Source organism: Devosia sp. FJ2-5-3 (genome assembly GCF_029201545.1).
In the GTDB taxonomy this organism is placed as follows: Bacteria; Pseudomonadota; Alphaproteobacteria; order Rhizobiales; family Devosiaceae; genus Devosia.
This window is the reverse complement of sequence record NZ_CP104007.1, coordinates 3715542-3741912: the sequence shown is the minus strand read 5'-3', so window position 1 is coordinate 3741912 and position 26371 is coordinate 3715542. Positions and strand designations below refer to the sequence as shown.

Sequence of the window (26371 nt, the reverse complement as noted above, 5' to 3'; positions counted from 1 at the left end):
GTTCACGACAGCTGAATTTCTTCTTTGAGGCTGCGCCAAAGCTGAACAAACAACTCGTTGTACTGGCGATCCTGCACGATCGTTTCGATGTTCCGCGGTCTTTCGAGCGGAACGCTGTATTCCGTCTTCACCCGTCCGGGACGGGCGCTGAAGAGCAGGACACGGTCCGACAGGCAGATGGCTTCGGACAGGTCGTGCGTGACAAACAGAACCGTCAGCCTGGTCGATTCCCAAAGCCGCAGGAGTTCCTCCTGGATGAGCAGCTTGGTTTGCGCGTCCAGCGCACCAAACGGCTCGTCCATGAGCAGAACTTCCGGTTCCTGGGCGAGCAGTCGCGCCAGCTGGACCCGTTTTTTCATGCCGCCTGAGAGCTGCCAGGGGTAGACGTCGGCGAAACCGCCGACACCCACGCGCTTCAGCAGGTCAAGACAGCGCCCATCGTCCTTGCGACCGACCGCCTCGAGCGGCAGGCGCACATTCTCGAGGGCGGTATTCCAGGGCAGCAGCGTGTCGCTCTGGAACATGTAGCCAATCTTCGGATCGCCGGGCGCGATCACCTGCCCATCCAGATAGCTGGCGCCTTCAGTAGGGGGCGTGAGACCGGCGATGACGTTCAGAAGGGTACTCTTGCCGCAACCGGAAGGCCCCACAATGGTGCAGAACTCTCCCTGCCTGAGTTCAAGATTTACATTTTCGAGCACACGCAGGCTGCGTTCGGCATTACCGAAATCCAGGGAAACTCCCTCGACCCGAAGCTTGGCTTCTGTCGTCATCACACTATCTTCCAGCTCGTCGCGAAACAGACCCGACTATTCCCATTCCGCGGAAAGGCGCGGGTCGACCAGGTCTTCGAAGGCCACCGGCTGGGCGATCAGGCCCGCCTCGACATAGACATCGTTCATGTGCGCAATGGCTTCTTGTGTGATGACCGGGTTGTATGCGGCGGCCTCGATTTCAGCGATCTCGGTGAGAAGCTCTGCGGTGACGTTCGGGAAAATCTTCTCGAGCGTACCGACCATCAAGGCCGGATCAGCCTTGATGTCGCGACCGGCCTCTGCAATCGCACGCGCTGCGGCCTTGGCCTTGGCGAGGTTTTCATCACTTGCGTTGAGCCAGTCATCGGTCACCTGCAGCGAGCTACCCAGGAGGTTCTGCAGGTTTTCCGGCACGTCGTCGGTGCGCAGATCCATGAAAATCTTGCCGGCATTCTCATGGGTAATGGTCACCGTGGATGGCTCCCAGGTCATCTGGGCATCGACGCGACCGGCCTGCAGGGCTGGCAGATGCGCCGCAAGTCCACCCGTGGCGACGATCGTGACATCGGTATCGGGATCAAGACCGGCGTCGCGCAGTGCAATGCGCAGGAACAGGTCGGTGAGGCTGCCCGGCGAACTGATGCCGATATTCTTGCCCTTAAGGGCCTGGAAATCGCCCGGCTGCACATCGAAGGCGCTCGAGGTCACCAGCGTAAAGATCGGCTTGTCCTGGAACAGCACGACATTGGTCGCTTCAATTCCCCGATTTGCCATGATCAGCGTGCTGCCGACGCCGCCACCGCCCATATCAACCGCGCCGGCGACCATGGCGCGCTCTGCTTCGGCGCCACTGGTGAATTCAACGATCTCGACCTCAAGGCCGTGCTTGTCAAAATAGCCGTTGTCGCGTGCCACATAGAGCACCGCCGAACTGGTGGAGGGCACGACGGACATCGTCACCTTGCCCAATTCACTCGCGGCTACACTGTTCGTCACGCCGAGCGTGGCCATCGCCGCCAAAGCAAGCGCGCCTCTCTTCCAATGCAGTCCCATATTCTCTCCTCCCCTGCGTTTTTTTCTTGAAATCAAACTAGCAGAATGACATGTTCGTGTATAACGAACGTTGTTCGCAATTTAACTTAGAGCTGTTGCGTCGCACTGTAAAGACCTAACGTCGCACCGGGGGGTGTCGCATGAATGAGAGTAAATCAGGTGCTTCTGAGAGCCGCACCGTGGGCTCGGTGGACAGGGCTCTGCAGATCATCGAGATGCTGATCGACCACCCTGGCGAGGAGCTGGGAGTGACCGAGATCGCCCGACACGTAGGGATAGCCAAGAGTACGGCGCACCAGCTTCTGGCGACCATGCTCGCGCGGGGGTTCCTCGATCAGGACGAGAATTCGCTTCGATACCGGCTTGGTCTTCGCACGATGGAAGCGGGCGTCGTGGCCTCGGCGAACATCGGCATAGGACCGGCGCTGATCCCGCTGCTTCAGGAACTGGTTGATGAAGTGCGAGAGACGTCGTCCATCGGTGTGCTGAGTGGCAATGGTGTCGTTCTGTTGCAGCGCGTCGAGGCCGACTCGATCCTGCGTGTCGAACTCAAATTGGGGAGCCGGCTCCCGCTTCATTCCTCCGCCGTCGGGAGAATGCTTCTTGCCACCATGCCGGCGCCAGAGCGAAGCCTGAGAATAAAGGAACTGAACCTGAGCCCCGAGGATCTGGCTTCGACCGAGGCAGCTGTTGCGGAAGCCGAGAAAATGGGCTGCGCCATCGTTCGGGATATTCCTGTCGATGGGATCAGCGCCATAGCCGTTCCGATCCAGAATCAGCACCGTCGCGCCATCGCCGGCCTTGTCATTGCCGGTCCCACCTTTCGGTTCGAGCCACTCGACTATCGCGATACCGCCTGGGAAATGGCGAGACAGATATCCAACAGGATGAAGTCGCTGGTCTGAAGCGACTGATCGCGAGCAGGCCAGGTCCGGCGGTGCGTGCGATTGACTAAATGCCAGGAAATAGTCCCGCCGATGGCGGTGCCGCGGTGCCGACGCGGCACTGTCGCCTGCGCCGCTGAGACGGCCGGAACCAGACCAGAATCCCTGATTTTCGGCATTTCCTTGGGTGCCCACGCCGCATTTTGCCCGCGCACGCCACGACGTCCCTTGCGCCGAAGGGCTTAGTTGACTCCGGAAGCGGCAAATGTTTAGTTCGTCTGGTTTACGAACTAACTCCGGTGTCCAGTGAATCAGCCCCGTATTGCACGCCAGTTCTCGCTTCGCGCCGTTATGGAAGCCGTGCTTCAGAACGGGCCGATCTCCCGCGCCTCCATCGCCAAGCAGACCGGTCTGTCCAAGCAGACGATTTCCGAAGTGATGCGCGAGCTCGAAGAGGGCGGCTGGGTTGTCGAAACGGGACGGACGACGGGCCATGTCGGGCGCACGGCCGTCACCTATGAACTGGTGCCCGAAGCCGCCTTCATCGTGGCGGTGGACCTCGGTGGCACCAAGGTGCGCGTCGCCATTTGCGATTTGGCGACACGAATTCTCGCAGAAGAAACCGAACCAACCCGCGCTGAAGACGCGCGGGAGGTGGTCGAGCAGATCGCGGCATTGACCCGGAAGTTGGCCCTCAAGGGCGGCGTGCCGATGGAAAAAATCCGCCTCGCGGTTGTTGGTGTTCCTGGTGCCCCCCAGGACGATACCGGCCGCGTTCTGCTCGCTCCAAATATCGCCGGCCTGGACCAGATCGACGTTCCGGCGGCGCTCAAATCCGCGCTCGGCTTTGATGTCATGCTCGAAAATGACGTCAATCTCGCCGTTCTGGGCGAAAGCTGGCTCGGCAGCGGGCAGGGCATCGAAAACCTCGCCTATATCGCTGTCGGCACCGGCGTCGGCTCCGGGCTCATCCTCAATGGCCAGCTCGTGCGCGGCGCGGCCAATGCCGCGGGTGAAATCGGCTTCATGCCCTTTGGCGCCGATCCGTACGAGCCGGAATCGCTGCGCATGGGCGCCTTCGAGCGCGTCGTTGCCTCCCACGGCATCGTGGCGCGCTACAAGACCCTGACCGGCCGGGAAGAAACCGTGCGCACGATCTTTGGTCGCCTTGCGGACGCAGACGCAGACGCAGAGGCGCTCCAGGTGCTCGACGAGACGGCGCGCCTGCTTGCTCAGGGCGTTGCCGCCATCGCCTCGCTCACCAATCCGGGCAAGGTCATTCTCGGCGGCTCCATTGGCGAGCGCCCCGAACTCGTCAGTCGCGTGCGCGATGTGCTGCCGCTCTGCTTTCCCTATCCGGTCCCGGTCGAGGCCGGTGCATTGGGTGCCCATGCGGCGCTGGTCGGCGCGGCGGCGCTCGGCCTCAGCCATCTCCACAATACGCTCTTTGGGGCCGATGCCCCAGAATCCAGGATTTCACTGCCGCCGGCCAATGCGGCGCATATGCGGGAGGCCCTTCGGTGACTTCAGCCAGCCAGGATCTGCGAAACCACCTCGATCGTGACGATGCCGTGGAACTGCTGCGCAGCGCCATCGGCCATCAGAGCATCACTGGAAATGAAGCGGGCTTCGTTGCCTATCTGGCCGAGCAGATGACCAGGCGCGGGCTCAGCGATGTTTCCGTCACCGAATTCGAGCCCGGCCGCACCAATGTCTGCGGCACCCTGCGGGGCAAGGGCAATGGCCCACGCCTGCTGTTTGTCGGTCACACCGATACGGTCCATGTCGAGGGCTGGTCCGAACACTGGGCCGGCGATATCCGGGAAAACCCCTTTGGCGCGCCGATCATCGATGGCGAAATCTGGGGTCGCGGGGCAGGGGACCTCAAGGCCGGCATCTGCGCCAGCCTTTCGGCCATGTCCCTATTGCAGGAGGCCGGCATTTCGCTCGGTGGGGATGTCGATTTCGCCTTTGTCGGCGACGAGGAATCCGGTCAGCCCGGCAGCGGTATTTCCGCCGGGGTGAAGGCCCATGTCGCCCGCATCGCCAAAGGCGAGCTGCCGCGGCCCGATTTCGTCATCTATACCGAGCCGACGCGCCTTTCCGTCTACACGGCCCAGATGGGCTTTTTCATTGCCGACATCACGATCACCGGCAAGTCCGCCTATTTCGGCGTGCCCGAGCTGGGCCATGATGCGCTCAAGGCCAGCCACAAGATCATGTCGGCGCTGTGGGCACATTCGGACGAAATCGCCGGCCGCGCCGAGCACGATCTGCTCGGCAAGGGATTTTTGCTGATCACCACGCTCAATGGCGGCGGCTTCATCGCCGTGCCGGAAAAGTGCACGCTCTCGCTGATCCGCAAGCTGTTGCCCGGCGAAAATCTGGATACGGCCGCCGCCGAGCTTGAGGCGACTATTCGCGGCGCGGTGGACGACCCCGCTATTTCCATCGACATCGCCTATTCGGCGGCGCGCGATCACCGGGTCGGTGGCACTGCCGCCGAGGTCGATCGGACGTTGCCGGCCGTCGAGGCCCTCTGCGCTGCCGTGGCCGAGGCCATGCCCGGGCGCGGCGTCGTCGAGGGGGCGCCCTTCTGGTCCGAAGGGCCGTTCTTCAACGGCCAATTGAACATTCCGGCGGTCTATTGCGCGCCGGGCGACATCCGCAACTGCCACACGTTTGAAGAGCGCGTCAGCGTCGAAGAATACCTCAATGGTGTCGTGGCCTTTGCAGATTTCATGACCCGCTTCTGCGGCGTCGCGAAAGAATAGGCGTTAACAAGGGAAAGAGAAAATGCGTATTCAGGCTATCGGAACTGCACTTCTGGCAGCGGGCATGCTGACCAGCGTCGCATTCGCACAGACTGTTGGCCCCAACGGCGAAGCGGCTTCGCTTAGCGCCGACGTCGTCCTCAGCGACGACGACATCGCTGCCGTCCAGGGCAAGGGCTACAAGGCTGCTCTCCTCTGGCACACCTCGTCCGATTTCATCAATGCCGTCACCGCTGGCGCCGAGGATGAATTCTCCCGCGCAGGCGTCGAAGTGGTCGTGACCACCGATGCCGGCTTTGACGCCGCCAAGCAGCGCTCCGACATCGAAACCGCACTGGCCGCCGGCCCGAACGTAATCCTGTCGCTGCCGGTCGACCCGGTCACCTCGGCTGAAGCCTTCCGCCAGGCCGTCACCGATGGCGTCGAGCTGGTCTTCCTCTCCAACGTCCCCGCCGGCTACACCCACGGCGCCGACTACACCGCCATCGTCACCGACGACCTGTTCCAGATGGGCAAGCAGGCCGCGGACACCCTGGCCAATGCCATTGGCGGCGAAGGCAAGGTCGGCTGGATTTTCCACGACGCCGATTATTACGTCACCAACCAGCGCGACAACGCTTTCAAGACCGTGATCGGTTCGGACTATCCGAACATCGAGATCGTGGCCGAACAGGGCATTGCCGATCCGGCCCGCGCCGAAGAAATCGCCAGCGCCATGCTGCTGCAGAACCCCGACCTCGACGGCATCTACGTCACCTGGGCCGAACCGGCTGACGGCGTGCTCGCGGCCCTGCGTTCCGCTGGCAATACCGACACCAAGATCGTCACCCTCGATCTTTCCGAACCCGTTGCCCTCGACATGGTCCGCGGTGGCAATGTTGTCGGCCTCGTCGCTGACGAAGCCTACGAACTCGGTCGCGCCATGGCAGCTGCCGGTATCAAGGGCCTGCTTGGTGAAGAAGTCCCCGCCTTTGTCGTCGCACCGGCCCTGACCGTCACCGCCGACAACGTTGCGGAAGGCTGGCAGCAGTCCCTGCACCGGGATGCTCCCGCGTCCGTTTTGAACGCGAAGTAACTTTTCTATCTATCCATTTTGGAGGAGAGCCATAATGAAACTTGCTATGCTCTTGGGGTCTGCGATTGCCGTTTTGTCGGCGTCCATTGCCCATGCCCAGGCGCCGGTTACGGTCGGCCCTAACGGCGAACCTGCAACCCCCGTGGCTGAGCTTCAGCTTTCGGATGCGCAGATCGCCCAGCTCAAGGACGGCAATTACACCGCTGCCTTTGCCTGGCACGAGCTTTACGACTGGTCGAGCGCCGTCGCCCAGGGTGCAAAGGACGAATTCGAACGTCTTGGCATCGCGGTCGTGGCCGAAACCACTGCAGGCTTCGACTCGGCTGTTCAGCAGTCCAATGTCGAAACCGTCATGGCTCTCAATCCATCCATCCTGATCTCGCTGCCGGTCGATCCGGCAGCGGGCGCCAGCACCTATGCCGCAGCGGTCGAAGGCGGAGCCAAGCTCGTCTTCGTCGACAACGCCGCCGAAGGCTTTGTCCATGGCACCGACTATGTGACCACGGTTTCGGCTGACCTCGTCGGCATCGGCAACAAGACCGCCGAGGCCATGAACGCGGCCATCGGCGGCCAGGGCAAGATCGGCTACATCTTCCACGACGCCGATTTCCACGTGACCAATCTGCGCGACGCCACTTTCAAGTGGAACATCGAGAACCAGTACACCGGCATCGAGATCGTCGCGGAAGCCGGCATGGCCGACCCGGCCCGTATCGATGACATCGCCAGCGCCATGCTGCTGCAGAACCCTGACCTCGACGCGCTCTACGTGCCGTGGGCGGAGCCTGCCGATGCCGTGCTGTCGGTGCTGCGCCAGCAGGGTCTCGATGACGTCAAGATCATCACCATCGACCTCAACGAGCCTGTGGCCCTCGACATGATCAATGGTGGCAATACCGCCGTCCTGATCGCCGACGAAGCCTATAATATCGGCGTTTATGCCGCCCGTGCCGGTGCCGCTGCCCTGCTCGGCGAAGCCGTCGATCCCTTCCTCGTCGTCGATGCACTGATCGTCACTGCCGACAATATCGAGGCAGGCTGGCAGCAGTCGCTGCATCAGGATCCGCCGGCATCGCTCCTGCGGGCCAAGTAAGCAAATCCTGGCCGGGCGCTCGCTGGCGCCCGGTCACCATTGCCATTCGGGGAAATCGTCATGTCCAGTTCAACAGCCGCTGACGGCGCCAAGCGAAGCCTGCTGTCGCGGATCAATCTGCAGCAATATGTGGTGTATGTCGGCTTCCTCGCCATCTTCCTGTTCTTTGCCGTGGTCCTGCGGGATTCCGGCTTCCTGACCCAGCGCAATCTGGTCAATATCGTCCTGCAGACCGCGCCCTCCATCATCATGGCAATCGGCCTCGTGTTTGTGCTCTCGGCCGGGGAAATCGACCTATCCTTCGGCTCGATCGTCGCCGTCTCTGCACTCTGCGCCGCCATGGCCATGGCGGCCCTGCCCGAAGCCGCCTTGCCCGTCGGCATCGCCGCCGGCATTGGCGCCGGGCTTTTGATCGGTTTTATCAATGGCGTCCTGGTCGCATGGGTTCGACTGCCGTCCTTCCTCGTGACGCTGGCCACGATGGGTCTGCTCTCGGGCGTCGCGCGGTCGCTGACCAATCTGCGCTCCATTCCGGTGACCGATCCGCTCTTTACCGGCATCTTTGGCTCGGGCTCGCTGTTCGGCATCCCCTCGCTGGTCATCTGGGTCATCGTCGCCGTCGCCCTCGGCCACATGATCTATCGCGAAACCCGCTTTGGCGCCCATGTGCTCGCCACCGGTGACAATGCTGGCGCATCGCTCGTCAGCGGCATCAAGGTGCCCAATATCAAGGTCATGATCTTCATGATCAGCGGCGCGCTCGCGGGGCTTGCGGGCCTGCTCTATTCCGGCCGTCTCCAGGCCGCCAAATATACACTTGGCGAAACCGACCTCATGACCGTCATCGCGGCGGTGATCGTGGGTGGCACGCTGCTCAATGGCGGCAAGGGCTCTGTCATCGGCGCGCTCGTCGGCGCCCTCATGATGGGCATGCTCAACAATGGCCTCATCCTCATGGGCCTCTCCGTTTCCGATCAGATGATCGTGCGGGGCCTCATCATTCTCGCGGCCGTGGCCGTGTCGCTGCGCGAAAAAGCGCGCTGAGGAGTTTCAACCATGTTTCTTGACGTTCTTCGCCGCCGCAATCCGCGCTTTATCGAAGCGGCCATGGCCTTGCACCAGTCCGGCCAGATCCCGGCCAATTCCTACGTGCTCGATCTCGACACGGTCGAGGCCAATGCCCGCATTCTCAAGGCCGAGGCCGATCGCAACGATCTGAAAATCTTCGCCATGACCAAGCAGGTCGGCCGTAATTCGAGCTTCTGTGCTGCCGTGCAGCGCGGCGGGATCGAAAAATCTGTCGCCGTCGACATGGCCTGTGCCCGCGCCACCCATGCCGCCGGCATGCCGATTGGTCACCTCGGCCACCTCCAGCAAATCGCCCGCTTCGAGGCGGATGCCGCAGCGCGCACCTTCCGCCCCGATTACTGGACCGTCTTCAACGCCGAAAAGGCCGGCGAAGCCGCCTCTGCCGCCCACAAGGCCGGTTATGTCCAGAGCCTACTCGCCCGCATCAAGGCCGAAGGCGACATCTTCTATCGCGGCCACGAAGGCGGCTTTGACGCCGACGACATCGTTGCCGTGGCCGAGATGTTCGATGCTCTCGAAGGCGGCCGCTTTGCCGGCATCACCACTTTCCCGGCGCTGCTCTTTGATCATGAAAGCCGGAAGGTAAAGCCCACGCCGAACCTCGCCACCCTGACCCGTACTGCCGAAGCGCTCCGCAAGGCCGGTCGCACCGATATCGAAATCAATGCCCCGGGCACGACCTCCTCTGTGTTGCTCGCCGCCCTGCGCGAGGCCGGCGCCACCCAGTGCGAGCCGGGCAATGGCCTCCATGGCACGACGGCGCTCCACGTCATGGAAGACCTGCCCGAATTGCCGGCCGTGCTCTACCTCACCGAGGTTTCCCACCTCTCGGGCGGCAAGGCCTATTGCTTCGGTGGCGGTTTTTATATCGACCCGATCTTCCCCGACTATGCGGTCAAGGCGCTGGTTTCGCCCGAGCCGACCACATCCGCCGATGCGCTGCTCGAGGTGGAAATTCCCCCGCCATCGGCCATTGATTATTATGCCATGATCGACGCCGAGAGCGCCCGCCGTCCGGCTCCGGGCGACACGGCGGTCTTCGGCTTCCGTGGCCAGGCCTTTGTCACCCGCGCCTATACAGTGGGCGTTTCCGGCATCAGCACCGGCAAGCCGGTCGTTGAAAGTATCGAACATTCCCATGGCGCGCCCGCGCAATGGCCGGTCTAGGAGGCGTCTATGGTTGAGAACGCTGTCGCTCCCGTTCTGGAGCTGAGCAATATCCACAAGGCCTTCGGCGGTGTCGTCGCCATCGAGAACTTCTCGCTCGATGTGCGCCCCGGCGAAATCGTCGCCCTGGTGGGCGATAACGGCGCCGGCAAATCGACGCTGATCAAGATCATCTCGGGCGTCTACGCGCCGACCTCGGGCACGATCAGGCTCGATGGCGAACCGGTCTCCATGTCCAATGCCACCAAGGCGCGCGAGCTGGGCATCGAAGTGGTCTATCAGGATCTGGCGCTGGCCAATCAGCAGCCCGTCTACATGAATTTGTTCCTGGGGCGCGAGCTGACCAAGGGGCCGCTGAAGCTTCTCGATCGCAAGGCGATGATCGACGAGACCGAGCGGCTCGTCAAAGAACTGGACGTGCGCATTCCCTCCGCCCACGCAACCATCCGCGATCTTTCTGGTGGCCAGCGTCAGGGCATCGCCATTGCCCGCGCCAGCAATTGGGCGCGCAAGCTGATCCTGCTGGATGAACCCACGGCTGCGCTCGGCGTCGCCGAAACCGCACGCGTGGAAGCCACCGTCGCCGCCCTCAAGCAGCGCAATATCGGCGTCCTGATCATCAGCCACAGCCTCGATCAGGTGTTCCGTCTCTCCGACCGGGTCTGCGTCCTCCGCCGCGGCAAGCAGATCGGCGTGCGCACCACCGCCGAGACCGACAAGAACGAAATCGTCTCGATGATCACCGGCGTCTAGCCCGCCCCTGGTCCATTTTGGAAAGGCCCGCACCTCTGGTTGCGGGCCTTGCTCATCCTTTCAGCCACACCGCCAACTGGAACACCGTGAGGCCCGCCGGAGCCGGGCGCAATCATCGGCGATCGCATCGCCTGGAGCTATCGACAACGCCCATCGCCAAGCGGGTGATCGATCAATGCGTTTTTATATGATAACGACGATCATATATGTGCATTTTCCCGCGATCGAAAGGGATCCGGCCGGTGTTTTTTCCGCAAATGATCTGGCGAACCGAGGGCATCCAGGTGACCGCGCCGGTCAAATGGCGTCAATATGACGGCATTATGGGCGCCTTCTGGGAAGCGGAAAGCGAGCGAGGGGCGTCGGGCTATTATCTCGCCGAGGATCCGCGCCTGATCGTCTTTTTCGAGGACGTATCGGCCCGGATCACCCACAAATATGACTTCGAGAAGCGGCCGGACACGCCAATGGCGCGGGCGACCTATGTTCCCGCGGGCATGCCGATGTGGACCAGCAGCCACCAATCCCACAAATTCAGGCATCTGAACCTGCATTTGCATATGGACAGGCTGTTGAAGTTTATCACGCCCGCGCTTGGCCGCTCGGCGGCGCAGGCGGTCCTGAAAAAGCCTGTCGAGGCCCAGGAGCTGGGTGCGATCGATACGCTGGTTCGGATGTTGGTCGACGAGATCGATCACCCCGCAAAGCATCCGCTCTTCGCCGAAAACCTGGTGGGAAGCATCCTGACTGGGTTTTTGGATCTCGATGTCGAGGCGCCGGCGCGTGATCGGGGGCGCCTGACGCAGGGCCAGATGAAAAAACTGGTCGCAGTGGTGGGACAGCGCGGCAATGCGCGGATTTCGGTCGCCGAGATGGCCGAAGTGCTGGGATTGTCGGAGAGCTGGTTCGGGTCCGCCTTCAAGCAGACCACCGGCAAGACGCCGGCCCACTGGTTGATCGAGCACCGCATCAACCAGGCCAAGGAGCTTTTGCTGGAAGGGCGGCTGAGCATCGCCGATATCGCGGCACGGCTGAGTTTCACCGATCAGGCGCACCTCACGCGCGCTTTTCGCAAGATCGATGGCAATACGCCGGCGCAGTGGCGAAAGGCTCACACCGGAGAGTGAGAAAGACTCCCGCAAACCAGGGTTTGCGGGAGTCTTTGGATTACCAGCTCTTGCGCAGGGTGGCCGTGATGGAGCGGCCCGGATTGTAGAAGTCCGCGCCAAACCCACCATAGGCGACGTGCTTTTCGTCGAAGATATTCTTCACATTCAGCTCGAGCGTGGTGTTCTCCTGGAGCTCGTAAGTGAGCGCGGCGTCGAACTCGATGCTCGCGGGCGCGCTCTGGGTGTTGGCGTCGTTGAGGTAATGCCCACCTGCGTAACGGGCGCCAACCCCGACGGTCAGATCGCCCATGCTCCCCACGCTCGGCACGGCATAATCAAGCCACAGCGAAGCGGAGTGGTTCGGCACGAAGGAGAGCTGGTTGCCCTTGTTGGCCAGCACACCGTTCTCGACGATCTCAGACATCATATAGGCGTAGGAAGCCGTGATGCTGAGGTTTTCGAGCACCTCGGCGCGGGCTTCGAGCTCGATACCGCGCACCTTCACTTCGCCAATCGTTTCCTGCAGCAGGGTCGCAGGATTGCGCTTGGTCATGTTGTCCTTGGTCAGCTCGAAAATGGAGGCCGTGAACAAGGCCGGGAAGGCCTCGGGCTGATACTTCACGCCCACTTCCCACTGGTTGCCGCGTTCCGGCTCGACACCGGTTCCCGCCGGCACCGCCGATTCTGCGTAGCTGAGATAGGCCGAAATCTCCTCGGTCGCCTTGAAGGTCAGCGCGGCGCGCTTTGTGATCTCGGTCGGCGTGGCCGAGGTGACGGCGCCTGTGACGTTGTTGCGCTGGTTAAGATCCATCCAGTCGCTGCGAATACCGCCCGACAGGATGACCCGATCGAAGAAGGTCAGGTCCTGCTCGACATAGAGCGCGGTCACCTTGTTGGTGTTGGTCGCGTCGGGCACGCCACGCGTGGACAGGGCCAGAGGGGTCGTCGGTGCGCCGGAATAGATCGGATTTGACCAATCGATGTTCGGTGCCTTGCCCGATACCGTCCGCGATGAGGACGTGTCGGTATTGTACTGCGCGCCGACGAGCGTGCGGCTGTCGACCATCTCCCAGCTCGTCTCATACTGCAGACGGCCATCCACGACGAAATTCTCTTTGGAAGCCTCATTCGCGAAGAAGTCGCGCTCGGCGATCGTGCCGCCGCCCGGGGCCGTTCGCGCGATATAGGCATAGCCGAAATCGCTGGTCGAGTTTGTGTACCGCGCGTTGGCGCCAAAGCTCAGGCCGGTCCCGAAATCATGGTCGAAGAGGACGCTCAGCGTGTGGCGGCTGACGTTGCGGTAGTTGAAGTCGGGTTCGCCGAGGAAGAGATTGCGCGGCAGATCGGTGCCCACCGGATGTCCGCCGCTGCCCGGTACGCCGTCGCGGTTGAGATAGTCATAGATGACGGTCAGCTCTGTCGCATCCGTCGGCCGCCAGGTGACGCCACCGAGGATGAACCGCTCATGGTCGCGGGCGTAGTCATATTCCTTGTTCGCCTGCTGGAACTTGCCGACAAGGCGATAGGACAGGGTGTCGTCTTCGGTCAGATTGTCCCCGAAGTCGAAGCCGACCTGGGCATGGTTGAATGTGCCGCCGGTAACGTAGACTTCGCCGAACTTTTCGGATTTGGGACGCTTGGTCACATAGTTGATGGAGCCACCGGGGTCGGATGAGCCAAATGCGGAAGAGTTTGCGCCCTTGAGCACTTCGGCGCGCTCGAAGGCATACATTTCCTCGCGGACACCTGTGCCGCCGGCAGCGCCATCGCGGATGACGCCGACGTCGAAGCCGCGCACCTTCACGAAATCATTGCGGTCGTCGGTGCCGTAGAAGTCCGTGGTGGTGCCAGCGGTGTACTGCAGCATCTCTTCGGTGGTGGTCGCACCGCGCCGCTGCATTTCCTTGGACGTAATGACCGCGATCGATGCGGGTGTATCGAGTACGGACGTCGCAAGCTTGCCGGCTCCATTGGTGCTCCGGGCCACGATGGACTTGCTGTCATCGTCGACCGAGCGTCCACCCCCGACCACCAGCGTGTCGAGAAGGGTGATATTGGACTGGGCCATGGCGGGAGACGCCAGGGCGATGAGCGCACTGCCCCCAAGAAGCGCCGCCACAAGGCGACCCAGACGATCTGACCGATTGTTCATAACTTGATTTTACCCGGTACGCGCCGCGGCAGGTCCGCAGCCTCTGGCTTGCGCATTAACTTGAGCGATGCACTCCGGTATTGTACTTTTCCCGGGTTTTGTAGGATTCCATGGGTTTTTTCAGTGCTGTTCGCTTGGCCGGCCGCACAATCGTTGACGGCACTGTTTAAACCTGAGAGGCAAGCTCCGATTTTATCGCATGGAGATAGAGCCGTGTATTCAACCCTACGTTCCGCCGTTGTCGCGGTAGCCTTGCTTGCATCGGCTGGCTATTCCATCGCCTCTGCCGATGAGACGCTTTTCCCGGTCACTATCGAACACGCCTTCGGGACCACTGTCATCGCCGAGAAACCGGAGCGCGTCGCGACGGTCGCCTGGGCCAACCATGAAGTGCCGCTGGCACTCGGCATCGTGCCTGTCGGGTTTGCCAGCGCGAACTTTGGCGATGACGATGGTGACGGCCTCTTGCCTTGGGTTTCGGCCAAACTGGCTGAACTGGGGGCAGAAGTGCCGGTCCTCTTCGACGAGGGCGACGGCATCGACTTTGAAGCTGTGGCCGCCACCAAGCCCGATGTGATCCTTGCGGCCTATTCAGGCCTCAGCCAGGCCGACTACGACACGCTGAGCCAGATTGCCCCCGTCATCGCCTATAGCGAAGCCCCCTGGTCCACGGATTGGCGCGACATGATCCGCCTCAATAGCGCCGGCCTTGGCATGTCCGCCGAAGGCGATGCTCTGATTGCAGAAATCGAGGGTGAGATCGCTGCGGTCGTCGCCGCCTACCCTGAGCTACAGGGCAAATCGGCCATGTTCGCCACCCATCTCAATGCAATGGATCTGGCGACTATAAACTTCTATACGCCGAACGACACGCGCGTGAAGTTCTTCGAAGATTTGGGCCTGTCCACCCCTGCCAGCGTCGCCGAAGCCACCTTGCCTGGGAAGTTCTCCGGCTCGGTGAGCGTCGAACAGATCGATCGCTTCGAGGATGTCGACATCATCGTCACCTATGGCGACGAGCAATTGCTTGCGGCAGTTTCGCAGAACCCGTTGCTGGCCAAGATGCCCGCCGTAGCCAACAAGTCCATCGTGCTCCTCGCACGCGATCCGCTCGGCACTGCCGCCAATCCGACCCCGCTGGCGATCTCCTATGTCCTCAAGGATTATGTCGCCAAGCTCGCCGAGGCTGCAAAGAAATCCCAATGAGCCTCAGCGGAGCGACCGCATCCGGATCGGTTTCTGGACGCGGCGGCAGAGCGACGAAATCGATCATGCTGGGAGGGCTCATTGCCCTCCTTGTCGTGTTCTGCATGCTCTCGGTCAGCATCGGTTCGCGCGATGTTTCGCTCGATGAGATCATCCATGGCGTGCTCGGTCGCACCGATAGTTTTGGCGAGGCCGCCGTCGCCATGCGCGTGCCGCGCACCCTTCTGGCGCTGATCGCCGGGGCGGCCCTCGGGCTTGCCGGCGCGGTCATGCAGGGGGTGACCCGCAATCCGCTCGCCGATCCGGGCATACTCGGGGTCAATACCGGAGCCTCGCTTGCCGTGGTGGTCGGCGTTTTCTGGTTCAATATCTATTCGGTCGAGGCCTATGTCTGGGCGGCCATTGCCGGCGCGGGGTGTACAGCGGCAATGGTCTATACGATCGGCTCGATGGGGCGGGGCGGCGCGACCCCGCTCAAGCTTGCACTGGCGGGCGCAGCGACGTCCATTGCCCTTTCATCCCTCGTGATTGCGATTGTCCTGCCGCGCAACGACATTGCCGGCGGCATCCGGTCCTGGCAGATCGGTGGCGTGGGTGGCGCCTCGTTCGACCGCATCCTGCCGATCCTGCCCTTCATCCTGTTTGGGCTGCTCATCAGTTTCGCCTCTGCCAAGAAGCTCAATTCCCTGGCGCTCGGGGATGAACTGGCGGCCGGCCTCGGCGAGCGGGTCATGCTTGCGCGCCTCACCGCCGCAATCGGGGCAATCCTGCTGTGCGGCGCGGCCACGGCTGCCTGCGGACCCATCGGCTTTGTCGGCCTGATCGTCCCACACTTGTGCCGCCTGCTGGTCGGCGTTGATCATCGCTGGCTGCTGCCCCTCTCCAGCCTTGCCGGGGCCGCGCTCTTGCTGATCGCCGACATCGCTGGGCGCATCATTGCCAAGCCGGCCGAACTGCAGGTCGGCGTCGTTACCGCATTCATCGGCGCGCCATTCTTCATCTGGATCGTCCGCCATCAACGGATTCGCGAGCTATGAGCGTCTCCGGCATGTCGTCATTCTCCCTTCGCGCAGACCGCCGCAGCCTTTCCCTGCAGCGCGGCTGGTTCATCGGGGGCCTCTCGGCGCTCCTCCTCGCGATCTTCGCGCTGACCCTGATGCTGGGGCAGTCCTTCACCCCGCCGGGCGACGTGCTCAAGGTCCTCCTGGGGCAGGACGTCGAGGGCGCAAGTTTTGCCGTCGGTCAATTGCGACTGCCACGCGCCGTTCTCTCCATCCTTGCCGGGCTGAGTTTCGGCATGGCGGGCGTCGCCTTCCAGACCATGCTGCGCAATCCGCTCGCGAGCCCCGACATTGTCGGCGTCAGCTCCGGCGCGAGTGCAGGCGCCGTCTTTGCCATTGTCGTCCTGTCCCTCAAGGGCACGGCCGTCTCCTTTTTCGCGGTCGCCTCGGGGCTTGGCGTCGCGCTGGCCGTCTACGGGCTTTCGTTTCGCAATGGGGTTGCGGGTACCCGGCTCATTCTCGTCGGCATCGGCGTCTCGGCCATGCTCGAAAGCGCCATCGCCTATATCCTGACCCAGGCACCGGAATGGAACCTGCAGGAGGCCATGCGCTGGCTCACCGGCAGCGTCAACGGCGCGCAGTTGAGCCAGGCGTGGCCCCTGCTCGCGGTGCTGGTGGTCTGCGGCGGGGTCCTCCTGACGACGAGCCGAAACCTGACCGCTTTGCGTCTCGGCGACGATACGGCCGGAGCGCTGGGGGTCAGGGTTTCCGTGACCCGGCTTCTCGTCATCGTCGCTGCCGTCGGGCTCATCGCCACGGCCACGGCCGCAACCGGCCCCATTGCCTTTGTGGCGTTTCTCTCAGGCCCGATCGCTGCGCGCCTCGTCGGGCCGCGGGGCTCGCTGCTGGTTCCTGCCGCCCTCATCGGCGCACTGCTCGTGCTGGCCGGCGACTATGTCGGCCAGTTCCTCATGCCCATGCGCTATCCCGTGGGGGTGGTGACGGGGGCGCTGGGCGCGCCCTATCTCATCTACCTCTTGGTGCGAGCCAACAAGTCCGGGAGCACCCTATGACCATTTCCGGCCTCGTCGTCGAAGATCTCACCGCCTGCTACGAGGAGCGGGAGGTTCTGCGCAATCTCAGCCTCGCCATCCCGCCTGGCAAAATCTCGGTCATCGTGGGAGCCAATGCGTCCGGCAAGTCGACCCTTCTGCGCGCCATGTCCCGTCTGCTGGCGCCGCGGGCAGGGCAGGTGCTGCTCGACGGTAAGTCGATCCACCACACCCCGCCGCGCCAGCTGGCGCAGCTTCTTGGTCTCCTGCCGCAATCGCCCATCGCGCCCGAGGGCATTACCGTCGCCGATCTCGTCAGCCGCGGACGGCATCCGCACCAGGGGCTTTTTGCCCGCTGGACGCGAGAGGATGACGAAGCGGTCGAAAGCGCCCTCGCAGCGACTGCCATCGCCGATCTCGCCGAGCGCAATGTCGATGAGCTCTCCGGCGGGCAACGACAGCGGGTCTGGATCGCCATGGCGTTGGCCCAAAAGACCGATGTGCTGTTGCTCGACGAGCCCACCACCTTCCTCGACGTGCGGCACCAGGTCGAGGTGCTCGACCTGCTCGTCGATCTGAACCGCGCTCGTGGCACCACCATCGTGCTCGTGCTGCACGATCTCAACCTTGCGGCCCGCTATGCGGATTTCCTCGCCGCCGTGGCGGGTGGCACCATCCACGCCTCCGGCACGCCCGACGCGGTCCTGACGGAGACGACAATCCATGAAGTGTTTGGCGTCAGCAGCCGCGTGATCACCGACCCCACTTCGGGTCGCCCCATGATGTTGCCCATCGGGCGGCATCGCACCCTGGAAAACGCTTCGGCCCTCGGCCCGGCAGGAGAACTTTGATCGTGACAGACGCTGCAATTGTGACGCTGACCGGCGTTGCCTTCCCCAACAATGCCATCATGCTGCTCGACGAGTTCTGCGAGCACTTCGTCGAGCACGCAGAGGTCGAGCGCACCGGCAATTCGGCCCTGTTGCGCAGCGAAGAGGGCACGGCCAGCATTCGCGTCGAGGACGGCAAGATGCTGTTCAAGATCGTGGGACCAACCGCCGCGGCGGTTCAGCTCAGCTGCAATTCCATCGCCGAGCATCTCTTCTATTTCGCCGGCGACGAGCAGTTCGACCTCAACTGGGATGAAGCAGCGCTTCCCACAGCGTTGCCGAACCTTCATTTCGCCGAGGTGGTGCGGGCCGAAGATGTGACGCCGCATATGCGGCGGGTGTTTTTCTCCTGCGCAGACCTCTCGCCCTTCCTTGATGGCGATATGCATGTTCGCGTGCTTGTCCCGCCGCAGGGCAGGGACCCGGTTTGGCCGAGCTACCGCCCCAATGGCCGCATCGGCTGGCCTGAGGGCGAGGACGCCCTCGTCGTGCGGCCCTACACCATCCGCTCGATCGATAAAGATCGTGGCGAGCTGGCCATCGACTTCTTCCAGCACCCCGAGCCGGGCGTCGTCACGCCCGGCGCCGACTTCGCGCGGGACGCCGTTCCCGGCATGCGCATTGGCCTCCTCGGCCCGGGCAGCGGCGGCTTTCCGGAAGGAGACGATCTCTTTCTCGCCGGCGACGAAAGCGGGCTCCCGGCGATTGCGCGCATCATCGAAGAGGCCCCCGCCGGAACGAGGATCAAGGCGCTGATCGAAGTCATCGACGGCGCTGAAGAGCAGCCCCTTCCCAGTGCTGCAACGCTTGACGTCGTCTGGAGGCATCGCAGCGATCCGAAAAACGCCGGGCCCTTCTCCGAAGCCATCGCGGCCGCGCTTGCCGATGTCGGGCCGGAAGCCTTCGTCTGGGTCGCCTGCGAAAAGATCGACATCCGCGCTGTGCGCGCCATCCTCAAGCGGCGCGACCACGACCGGCGGAAGAAATATGTCGCCTGGTATTGGGAGCGCAATCCCGACGGCCTGCCAGACTGATCTTCCTTCAGGACCTCACTTCCCCGGGCAACAAAATGTTCTCAATCCGACCGACAGTTTTGGCGACGGCGATCGCGCTTGTAACCGCTCTCCCCGCCCTGTCTCAACAACAGGCAGCGCCATCACCTGCCGCTCTGCCAGGTGGAGCCTCGGAACTCACCGAACGTCACGGCGACTGGTCCGTGACATGCGGCATGCTCGATGGCGCCAAGCAGTGTTTCCTGTCCCAGGTTCTCGGGGATCCGCAGACCGGTCAGCGGTCGCTGTCGATAGAACTGCAGATGGTCGCTGCCGATCGGGCCGAAGGCATGCTCATGGCGCCCTTCGGCCTGCAGTTCAGTGCCGGGGTCGAACTTGCCCTGGATGAAAGGGCATTGGCCGGTCCCGTGCCATTCCTGACCTGCATCCGGGAAGGATGTCTCGTCGAGATCGCCTTTGAAGGCGAGGTTCTCGAAGCGCTGAAGGCGGGCACGACCCTGAGCGTTTCCGCGCGTCCCATGGGGGCCGCAGACGCGCTGGTCCTCCCGATCTCGTTGAACGGTTTCACCGCGGCCTCACGGCGCGTGGTCGAACTCGGGCTCTAGCCGGGATTGCCCTGGGTCGGCCGAGGCCGGCCCGGTCAGCGCGTATAGTCGACCGGCATCGATATCGTCAGTCGCGACTTCGGCATTCCGGCGGGGGGCGCGGGCAGGGGCGAGGCACCCTGGACAAGCGCACGCGCGGCTTGATCGAGTGACTCAAAGCCGCTGGACCGCGCCACGCTGACCGATTGTACGCGTCCCGCCCCATCGATCGTGAACTGCACGAAGACCTCGCCCTTTTCGCCTCTGGCGCGTGCTTCCGGCGGAAATTTACGGCGCTGCCCGAGATGGCGGAACACACTACTCTCCCAGCGGCTCACCTGCGACGCGCTCGGCTCGGCGCTGGGCGCCTGTTGGGGGGCGGCGGCCTGCGCCGCCTGCTGGGCTGCGGGCTTGGGAGCCGATGTCTGCGTCGACGCCTGTTGCGGCGGGGGCGCAGCCTTGCGGACCGGCGGCTTGAATTCGGTAGGGGGCGTGTCGGCGCGCACCTCTGCTACGCGCCGCGACATGGTCACGGGCATGGGCAGCGCCGGATCGGGCTCGACCACTGGCTCCGGCTCGGACTCAGGCTCTTCCTCGGCGGGCAGCTCTGGGGCGGTCGTCCGGCTCGGCACCACGACAGCCGGCTCGGGTACATCGACTTCCGGCACGTCAATGATCGGTTCCACCGGCTCGGGCAGTACCGCGGGTTCGGGCTCTGGTTCTGGCAAGGGCTCTGGTGGCGGCTCGGGGGTGTCGTCTACCTCTTCGGCAGGCTCGGCTTCGACGACGGGTTCCGGCTCCTCGATAGGCTCGGCGTCCGGGTCGGCCTCAAGTTCGGTCGGGGGGGCGGCGAGCGATGCCATCGACAGCGCGCCCTCGGCCACGTCCAGCTCCTCCACTGCGGGCGAAACAGCAAACTCGGCGAATTCGACAACCATGGCCGCAGCGGGCTCTCCCGCAGCTTCGGCAGCCGGTTCGATTGTCGAATAGGCCCAAACGCCTGCCGTCAAGCCGCAAATGACCATCAGGCTCGACGCGGCCCAGATCGCGACGTCAGCGGCCTTGGTCCGCAGGAAATCTTCCGCGACGAAGCTCTCGCCGGGCGTGTTCATGGTGCGCTCTGAACGCCTGGCGCTTCCGGCACGGCCACGCCATTGGCCGATTCGAGGCCCACCAGCGCGATGCGGACATAGCCGGAGGAGCGCAGGAGGTTCATCACCTCCATCACCTCTCCATATGGCACTGCCTGATCGGCACGCACGAAGACGCGTGTTTCCCGATCGCCCTCTGTCACGCGGTCGAGCTCGGACGCAATGGCCTCGCGCGACACGGCGTCATTGCCCATTGCAAGGCTGAGATCGGCCTTGAGCGTCACGAAGAGAGGCTCATCGGGCCGCGATGCCGGGGTCGCATTAGAGACGGGCAGGTCGACATTGATATCCACCGTCGCAAGTGGGGCGGCGACCATGAAGATGATCAGAAGCACCAGCATGACGTCGATGAAGGGGGTAACGTTGATCTCGTGATTGACGTCGAGATCGTCGCCCGAATTTTCGCGGATACCGCCGGCCATGGTCTACTCCGCCGCCAGCTTCGGGGCCGCCTGGCCGCTCGAAACCGTCATGCGATCGAGATCACGGCTCACGAGCCGCTCGATCCCCGCCGAAACGTCAGCAAGCAGCTGGCGATAACCGGTAACGGAGCGCGCAAAGGCGTTGTAGATGACCACTGCGGGGATGGCCGCGACAAGCCCGCAAGCTGTCGCCAGCAGCGCCTCGGCAATGCCGGGCGCCACCACGGCCAGATTGGTGGTCTGGCTTTCCGCGATGCCCACAAAGGCATTCATGATGCCCCAGACGGTACCGAAGAGACCGACAAAGGGTCCGACCGAGCCGACCGAAGCGAGAACGCCAAGGCTCTTGGATATCCTGCGACCCGCCGCGACCTCGATCCGGTTGAGGCGCGACGCAACGCGCTCCTTGATGCCGCCCGGATCCACCCTGCCCACGAGATCCCGCGACAGCGTCATTTCCTCTGCCGCGGCGCGAACCAGCAAGACACCCGTGCCCCGCCGGTCCGAGACCAGGCTCGCCACGGCTCCGAGGCTCTCCGCCGCGACCACTTCCCGCAAGGTCCGATTGGCCACCGAGCGCGCAGCAGCCAATTGCATGCTCTTGGCAACAAAGATGATGAGCGTCACCACACAGGCGGCGACAAGGCCGATCATGACGGTCTTGACCACATAGTCGGCCGCCATGAACATGCCCATCGGCGACAGATCATGCCCCTGCAGTCCCGTGGTGATTTCCTGTCCGGCGATGGCGGGAGCGTCGCCATTGGGCGTCTCTCCAGCCGCATTGGCCTGGAGGATGGACCCAAGGAACCCTATCGCGGCCGCGGGGGCCGAGAGGAGGGCCGTGCGCAAGGTGTAGCGGCGAGCAACAATCATGGAAAAATTCACAAAATAGGCACTGCGCTATCAGCGGCCGCAGCGTCCCGAGGGTGAGGAAACGTCGCGTTCGACTATAAAAGATGACCTGTCGTGTCAACAAATTTTAGGCGGCCTGAAGCGGCGGCGCATCGCGACGAACCGCGGGAGCAGTTGAGAATTCTCCCGCGGCAAGAGGTGACCTTTTCCGTTGAAAGAAACCAGAAGGGCGCGCCATGGCGCCCCTGGCTTATCGGCCGGCCATCGCCTTGTTCTCGGGTGGGTAACGGTCCCCTGCCATCTCCACGCCGGTTAGGGCCGCTTCGATTGAGGCGAGGTCGTCCGTGTCGAGCACGATCTCGGCTGAAGCGATGTTCTCCTCGACGCGGTGCAGTTTCGTGGTGCCGGGGATGGGGACGATCCACGGTTTGCGCGCCAGCAGCCAGGCCAGTGCAATTTGAGCGGCCGTGGCGCGCTTCCGGGCCGCCACCGTATTGATGACGTCGACGAAAACCTGATTGGCCTTGCGGTTTTCGGCTGAAAAGCGGGGCTGCTTGCCGCGGAAATCGTCGGCCCCAAAGGACTGATCGGCGCTCACTGTGCCGGTCAGAAAGCCCTTTCCGAGCGGGGCAAAGGGCACAAAGCCGATTCCCAGTTCTTCCAGCACCGGGATGATCTCCCTTTCCGGCTCGCGGAACCAAAGCGAATACTCGCTTTGCAGGGCCGTGACCGGGTGGACGGCATGAGCGCGGCGGATGGACTGAATGCCGGCCTCGGACATGCCGAAATGCCGGATTTTCCCTTGCTCGACCAAGTCCTTGATTGTGCCCGCCACGTCTTCCATGGGCGTATTGGGATCGACGCGATGCTGATAGTAAAGGTCGATATAGTCGGTTTGCAGGCGTTTGAGAGAGCCCTCCACCACCTTGCGGATATGATCCGGCTTGCTCAGGGGCTGACGCGCAAAGCCGCCCTGGCTGCCTTCGATGTCGAAGCCAAACTTGGTGGCGATGACAACTTGCTCCCGGACTGGTTTGAGGGCCTCGCCCACCACTTCCTCGTTGACATAGGGGCCATAAACCTCCGCCGAGTCAAAAAAGGTCACCCCGCGATCAACGGCGGCGCGAATGAGATTGATTGCCTCCTGCCGGTCCATGGCCGGCCCGAAGGCCGCACTCATGCCCATGCAGCCCAACCCGATGGCAGAGACTTCTAGCCCCTGTCCCAATGTGCGTTTCTTCATGTCGTCCTCCTCAGGCTTCCGGTATGTCGCGGCTGAAATTTTCAAGTGTAATGAGGTCCGGATCGGGCCCGCCCCGCTGATCGGCGTCGAGGGCGTCGATTGCGGCCAGCTGGTCGGCGGAGAGCTCGAAATCGAAGACGTTGAAATTTTCGGCGATCCGCTCCGGCCTCACCGATTTTGGGATGACCGACCGCCCCTCCTGCACGCCCCAGCGGATCATCACCTGGGCCGCAGACTTGCCGTGGATCCGGGCAATATCGAGGATCACAGGGTCTTCGAGCGTGCTCCGTGAAAATCCCGGCCGATAGAACGTGATCCCGCCGATGGGCGCCCAGGCCTGCGTCAGGATGCCGTGCTTCTCGTTGAGCGTCTGCAATTCCCGCTGCTGGAAATAGGGGTGGACCTCTATCTGGTTGACGGCCGGGACGATGTCGATTTCAGGCAGGAATTTCTCGAGGTGATGCGGCATGAAATTGCTGACCCCGATCGCGCGCACCCTGCCGTCGGCCAGCAGCGTCTCCAGTGCGCGATAGGCCGCAAGCGTCCGCTCGAAAGCAGATGGCAGCGCTTGGTGAAGAATGAGCAGGTCGATCTGCTCCACGCCCAGCTTTCCCGCGCTCTTGTCAAAACTGTGCAGCGTTTCATCATAGCCGTAGTCATTGATCCAGATCTTGGTCTCGATGAACACGTCTGAACGCGCAAGGCCCGACGCAGCCAGTGCTTCCCCGACGCCGCGCTCATTGCCATAGGCCGCGGCCGTATCGATATGGCGATAGCCCACGCGCAAGGCCTCGGCGACGGCAGTGCGAGTTTCGGCGGGCGGCGTCTGGAAGACCCCAAAGCCAAGTGCCGGCATGGCGACGCCATTGTTCAAAATGATGGCTGGGACCGTCATTCTCGTTCTCCTTCGTGACGCTGGTGACTGGGCTTGCAAGATAGTCCTGCCCATCCTTGCTGATTAGGCGCTATAATCTTCATCTGCTTATTAGGAGGGCTTCAAAATCGCGCGCGCTGATTTCAACGATCTGGCGGCATTCGCCGTGATTGCCCGCCTGAGGAGCTTCACGCGGGCCGCGGCGGAAATCGGGGTTTCGCCATCGGCGCTCAGCCAGACGATGCGGTCGCTTGAGGAGCGGCTGGGCTATCGATTGCTGACGCGGACCACGCGCAGCGTCTCCACCACTGAGGCCGGCGAGCGGCTGCTGGCGGCAGTGGCCCCGCGCTTTGAGGAGATCGAGGCCGAACTCGCCGCCCTTGGCGAACTCCGCAACCGGCCGGCGGGCCTCGTGCGGATAACCTGCAGCGAGCGTGCGGCAGAAACGGTGTTATGGCCCAGGCTGGCCTCTGGCCTCGCCGACTTTCCAGAAGTCGGGGTCGAACTCTTCATCGACCACGGCTTTACCGACATTGCCGCCGAACGGTTCGACGCCGGCGTGCGGCTGGGGGAAAGCGTCGAAAAGGACATGATCGCCGTACGGATCGGGCCGGATATGCGCATGGTGGCCGTCGCATCGCCCGCCTATCTGGCAGATCGCGCGCCGCCCCAAACGCCACAGGATCTCGTCGCCCACAACTGCATCAACCTGCGGCTCTCGACCAGCGGTGGCCTCTATGCCTGGGAATTCGAGAAGGATGGTCACGCGCTGCGGGTGAAGGTCTACGGACAGTTCACGTTCAACACCATCCGCCCGATGGTCAGCGCAGCCCTTGAGGGCTTTGGAATTGCCTATGTCCCCGAAGACAGCGCTCGTCCCCATCTCGATGCCGGCACGCTCGTTCGGGTGCTTGACGACTGGTGCCAGCCCTTCTCCGGCTTTCACCTCTACTATCCGAGCCGTCGCCAGATGAACCCGGCACTCGCCCTCGTCATCGACCTGCTCCGATACAAGGCGGGCTGATACCGACGAGCACCCGGCACCTTTTAGAGGCGTCCGCCGGCTATCGTCGGTGATCATCCGCCTCGCTGCCATCCAACCACTGTCGGTCGATCCGGAAGAATCGGCGCTTCAGCCTCGGCCGCCCGATAGACCATCGGCCACCTCGACTTTCGATATCTCCGCTACTCTGTGGAGGTCCGCTTTTGTGATGGGGGAGAAAACGCCAGCTGCCGGAATGAGGCGCAGAGCTGGCGGCCGCCGCCGGGCCATGCCTTGGCGGACCACATCAAACTGCGTCGGCTATCGCGCTGCCACAGGTCACTGTGTCGGCACTGCCTCCAAGATCTCGCGTCCTGAGTGAGGGGTCCTGCAATATTTTCTCGATCGCCTGCACTATTCCCCGGCTCGCTTCCACATGGCCCAGGTGTTCAAGCATCATGGCGCCGGCCCAGATCTGTCCGACCGGATTGGCGATGCCCTGGCCTGCTATGTCGGGAGCGGAGCCATGAACGGGTTCGAACAGCGAGGGAAAATTGCCTTCCGGATTGATATTGCCCGATGGAGCGATGCCGATCGTGCCGGTGCAGGCCGGCCCGAGATCAGAGAGGATATCGCCGAAGAGGTTAGAGGCGACGACGACATCGAAGCGGTCGGGATTGAGAACGAAGTGCGCACACAGGATATCGATATGGTACTTGTCCCACGCGACATTCGCATAGTCCGGGGCTATGGTTTCCACCCTCTTGTCCCAAAAGGGCATGGTGATCGAAATGCCGTTTGACTTGGTGGCGGAGGTAAGGCGCTTGCGCTCGCGCGTTTGGGCCAGCTCGAACGCGTAACGGACCACACGATCGACGCCGGTACGGGTCATGACGGTTTCCTGCACGGCGAACTCGCGCTCGCTATCGGCAAACATGATGCCGCCGATAGATGAATACTCACCTTCCGTGTTCTCTCGAACCACGACAAAATCGATGTCGCCAGGCTTGCGACCGGCCAGAGGCGACGGCACGCCGGGCATGAGCCGACACGGACGCAGGTTGATGTATTGATCGAATTCCCGGCGGAAGCGGATCAATGAGCCCCAAAGCGCCGCGCCCAAGCTCTTGCATCGCGCCAAAAGAAACGGCCGGCAGTTGCCTGCCGACCGCAAATCTCATTTTGCCCTTCTGG

24 protein-coding genes and 1 pseudogene are annotated in these 26371 nt (G+C 62.9%); 16 read left to right on the top strand and 9 right to left on the bottom strand.

The window, feature by feature from the left end:
* Positions 1-2: 2 nt before the first annotated feature.
* Complete coding sequence (locus tag N0P34_RS18040; RefSeq protein WP_275604597.1) at positions 3-773, bottom strand: ABC transporter ATP-binding protein; 771 nt, start codon at positions 771-773, stop codon at positions 3-5.
* 36 nt (positions 774-809) lie between these two features.
* Positions 810-1808, bottom strand: coding sequence for an ABC transporter substrate-binding protein (locus tag N0P34_RS18035; RefSeq protein ID WP_275604596.1), 999 nt, complete (start codon positions 1806-1808; stop codon positions 810-812).
* 140 nt (positions 1809-1948) lie between these two features.
* Between N0P34_RS18035 and N0P34_RS18030 the strand changes: the two genes are divergently transcribed.
* From N0P34_RS18030 to N0P34_RS17990, 9 genes are all read left to right on the top strand, one after another.
* Positions 1949-2713: an IclR family transcriptional regulator gene (locus N0P34_RS18030; RefSeq protein WP_275604595.1), complete on the top strand. Its 765-nt coding sequence runs from the start codon at positions 1949-1951 to the stop codon at positions 2711-2713.
* A gap of 285 nt (positions 2714-2998) precedes the next feature.
* Positions 2999-4216, top strand: a complete 1218-nt coding sequence (locus N0P34_RS18025) for an ROK family transcriptional regulator (protein ID WP_275604594.1) — start codon at positions 2999-3001, stop codon at positions 4214-4216.
* A complete protein-coding gene (locus N0P34_RS18020; RefSeq protein ID WP_275604593.1) occupies positions 4213-5466 on the top strand; it encodes a M20/M25/M40 family metallo-hydrolase in 1254 nt (417 codons plus the stop codon). The genes N0P34_RS18025 and N0P34_RS18020 overlap by 4 nt, the downstream gene beginning before the upstream one ends.
* Positions 5467-5488: 22 nt before the next feature.
* Positions 5489-6541 (top strand): substrate-binding domain-containing protein, encoded by a 1053-nt coding sequence (locus tag N0P34_RS18015; RefSeq protein WP_275604592.1) that lies wholly within the window; start codon positions 5489-5491, stop codon positions 6539-6541.
* A gap of 34 nt (positions 6542-6575) precedes the next feature.
* The gene (locus N0P34_RS18010) at positions 6576-7634 is read left to right on the top strand and encodes a substrate-binding domain-containing protein (RefSeq protein ID WP_275604591.1); all 1059 of its coding nucleotides are present in this window, start codon (positions 6576-6578) and stop codon (positions 7632-7634) included.
* Positions 7635-7694: 60 nt separating this feature from the next.
* Positions 7695-8678, top strand: coding sequence for an ABC transporter permease (locus N0P34_RS18005; protein WP_275604590.1), 984 nt, complete (start codon positions 7695-7697; stop codon positions 8676-8678).
* A 12-nt stretch (positions 8679-8690) separates the two neighbouring features.
* Positions 8691-9890: an alanine racemase gene (locus N0P34_RS18000; protein ID WP_275604589.1), complete on the top strand. Its 1200-nt coding sequence runs from the start codon at positions 8691-8693 to the stop codon at positions 9888-9890.
* Positions 9891-9899: 9 nt separating this feature from the next.
* Positions 9900-10643: an ATP-binding cassette domain-containing protein gene (locus N0P34_RS17995; RefSeq protein ID WP_275604588.1), complete on the top strand. Its 744-nt coding sequence runs from the start codon at positions 9900-9902 to the stop codon at positions 10641-10643.
* Between the two features lie 257 nt (positions 10644-10900).
* On the top strand, positions 10901-11770 hold the full coding sequence (locus N0P34_RS17990; RefSeq protein WP_275607021.1) for an AraC family transcriptional regulator: 870 nt from the start codon (positions 10901-10903) through the stop codon (positions 11768-11770).
* Positions 11771-11810: 40 nt separating this feature from the next.
* On the opposite strand, the gene N0P34_RS17985 is transcribed toward N0P34_RS17990, so the two are convergent.
* Positions 11811-13904 (bottom strand): TonB-dependent siderophore receptor, encoded by a 2094-nt coding sequence (locus N0P34_RS17985; RefSeq protein WP_275604587.1) that lies wholly within the window; start codon positions 13902-13904, stop codon positions 11811-11813.
* Positions 13905-14156: 252 nt separating this feature from the next.
* On the opposite strand from N0P34_RS17985, the gene N0P34_RS17980 reads away from it, so the two are divergent.
* The 6 genes from N0P34_RS17980 to N0P34_RS17955 are packed head-to-tail and all read left to right on the top strand — an operon-like array spanning position 14157 to position 19671.
* A complete protein-coding gene (locus N0P34_RS17980; RefSeq protein ID WP_275607020.1) occupies positions 14157-15110 on the top strand; it encodes an iron-siderophore ABC transporter substrate-binding protein in 954 nt (317 codons plus the stop codon).
* Entirely contained in the window at positions 15107-16147 is a 1041-nt protein-coding gene (locus tag N0P34_RS17975) for an iron ABC transporter permease (protein ID WP_275604586.1), read from the top strand. Before N0P34_RS17980 ends, N0P34_RS17975 begins: the two co-directional genes overlap by 4 nt.
* An 11-nt stretch (positions 16148-16158) precedes the next feature.
* On the top strand, positions 16159-17184 hold the full coding sequence (locus N0P34_RS17970; RefSeq protein WP_275604585.1) for an iron ABC transporter permease: 1026 nt from the start codon (positions 16159-16161) through the stop codon (positions 17182-17184).
* Positions 17181-18014, top strand: coding sequence for an ABC transporter ATP-binding protein (locus N0P34_RS17965; protein WP_275604584.1), 834 nt, complete (start codon positions 17181-17183; stop codon positions 18012-18014). The genes N0P34_RS17970 and N0P34_RS17965 overlap by 4 nt, the downstream gene beginning before the upstream one ends.
* A 59-nt stretch (positions 18015-18073) precedes the next feature.
* Entirely contained in the window at positions 18074-19087 is a 1014-nt protein-coding gene (locus tag N0P34_RS17960; RefSeq protein ID WP_275607019.1) for a DUF2218 domain-containing protein, read from the top strand.
* Positions 19088-19122: 35 nt separating this feature from the next.
* On the top strand, positions 19123-19671 hold the full coding sequence (locus tag N0P34_RS17955; protein WP_275604583.1) for an invasion associated locus B family protein: 549 nt from the start codon (positions 19123-19125) through the stop codon (positions 19669-19671).
* Positions 19672-19706: 35 nt separating this feature from the next.
* Here the strand turns inward: N0P34_RS17955 and N0P34_RS17950 are convergent, their stop codons facing one another.
* The 5 genes from N0P34_RS17950 to N0P34_RS17930 all read right to left on the bottom strand — a co-directional run bounded on the left by N0P34_RS17950 (position 19707) and on the right by N0P34_RS17930 (position 24216).
* Complete coding sequence (locus N0P34_RS17950; RefSeq protein WP_275604582.1) at positions 19707-20762, bottom strand: energy transducer TonB; 1056 nt, start codon at positions 20760-20762, stop codon at positions 19707-19709.
* Positions 20759-21223 (bottom strand): TonB system transport protein ExbD, encoded by a 465-nt coding sequence (gene exbD / locus N0P34_RS17945; protein ID WP_275604581.1) that lies wholly within the window; start codon positions 21221-21223, stop codon positions 20759-20761. The genes N0P34_RS17950 and exbD overlap by 4 nt, the downstream gene beginning before the upstream one ends.
* 3 nt (positions 21224-21226) lie before the next feature.
* Positions 21227-22099, bottom strand: coding sequence for a tonB-system energizer ExbB (gene exbB / locus N0P34_RS17940; RefSeq protein WP_275604580.1), 873 nt, complete (start codon positions 22097-22099; stop codon positions 21227-21229).
* Between the two features lie 229 nt (positions 22100-22328).
* Positions 22329-23321 carry an aldo/keto reductase gene (locus N0P34_RS17935; protein WP_275604579.1) on the bottom strand — a complete coding sequence of 331 codons (993 nt, stop codon included), beginning with the start codon at positions 23319-23321 and terminating at the stop codon, positions 22329-22331.
* A gap of 10 nt (positions 23322-23331) precedes the next feature.
* Entirely contained in the window at positions 23332-24216 is an 885-nt protein-coding gene (locus N0P34_RS17930) for an aldo/keto reductase (protein ID WP_275604578.1), read from the bottom strand.
* A gap of 106 nt (positions 24217-24322) precedes the next feature.
* Between N0P34_RS17930 and N0P34_RS17925 the strand changes: the two genes are divergently transcribed.
* Complete coding sequence (locus tag N0P34_RS17925; protein WP_275607018.1) at positions 24323-25219, top strand: LysR family transcriptional regulator; 897 nt, start codon at positions 24323-24325, stop codon at positions 25217-25219.
* Between the two features lie 265 nt (positions 25220-25484).
* On the opposite strand, the pseudogene N0P34_RS17920 reads toward N0P34_RS17925, so the two are convergent.
* Positions 25485-26291: pseudogene (locus N0P34_RS17920) on the bottom strand (isocitrate/isopropylmalate family dehydrogenase); the annotation flags it as partial.
* Positions 26292-26371: the final 80 nt, after the last annotated feature.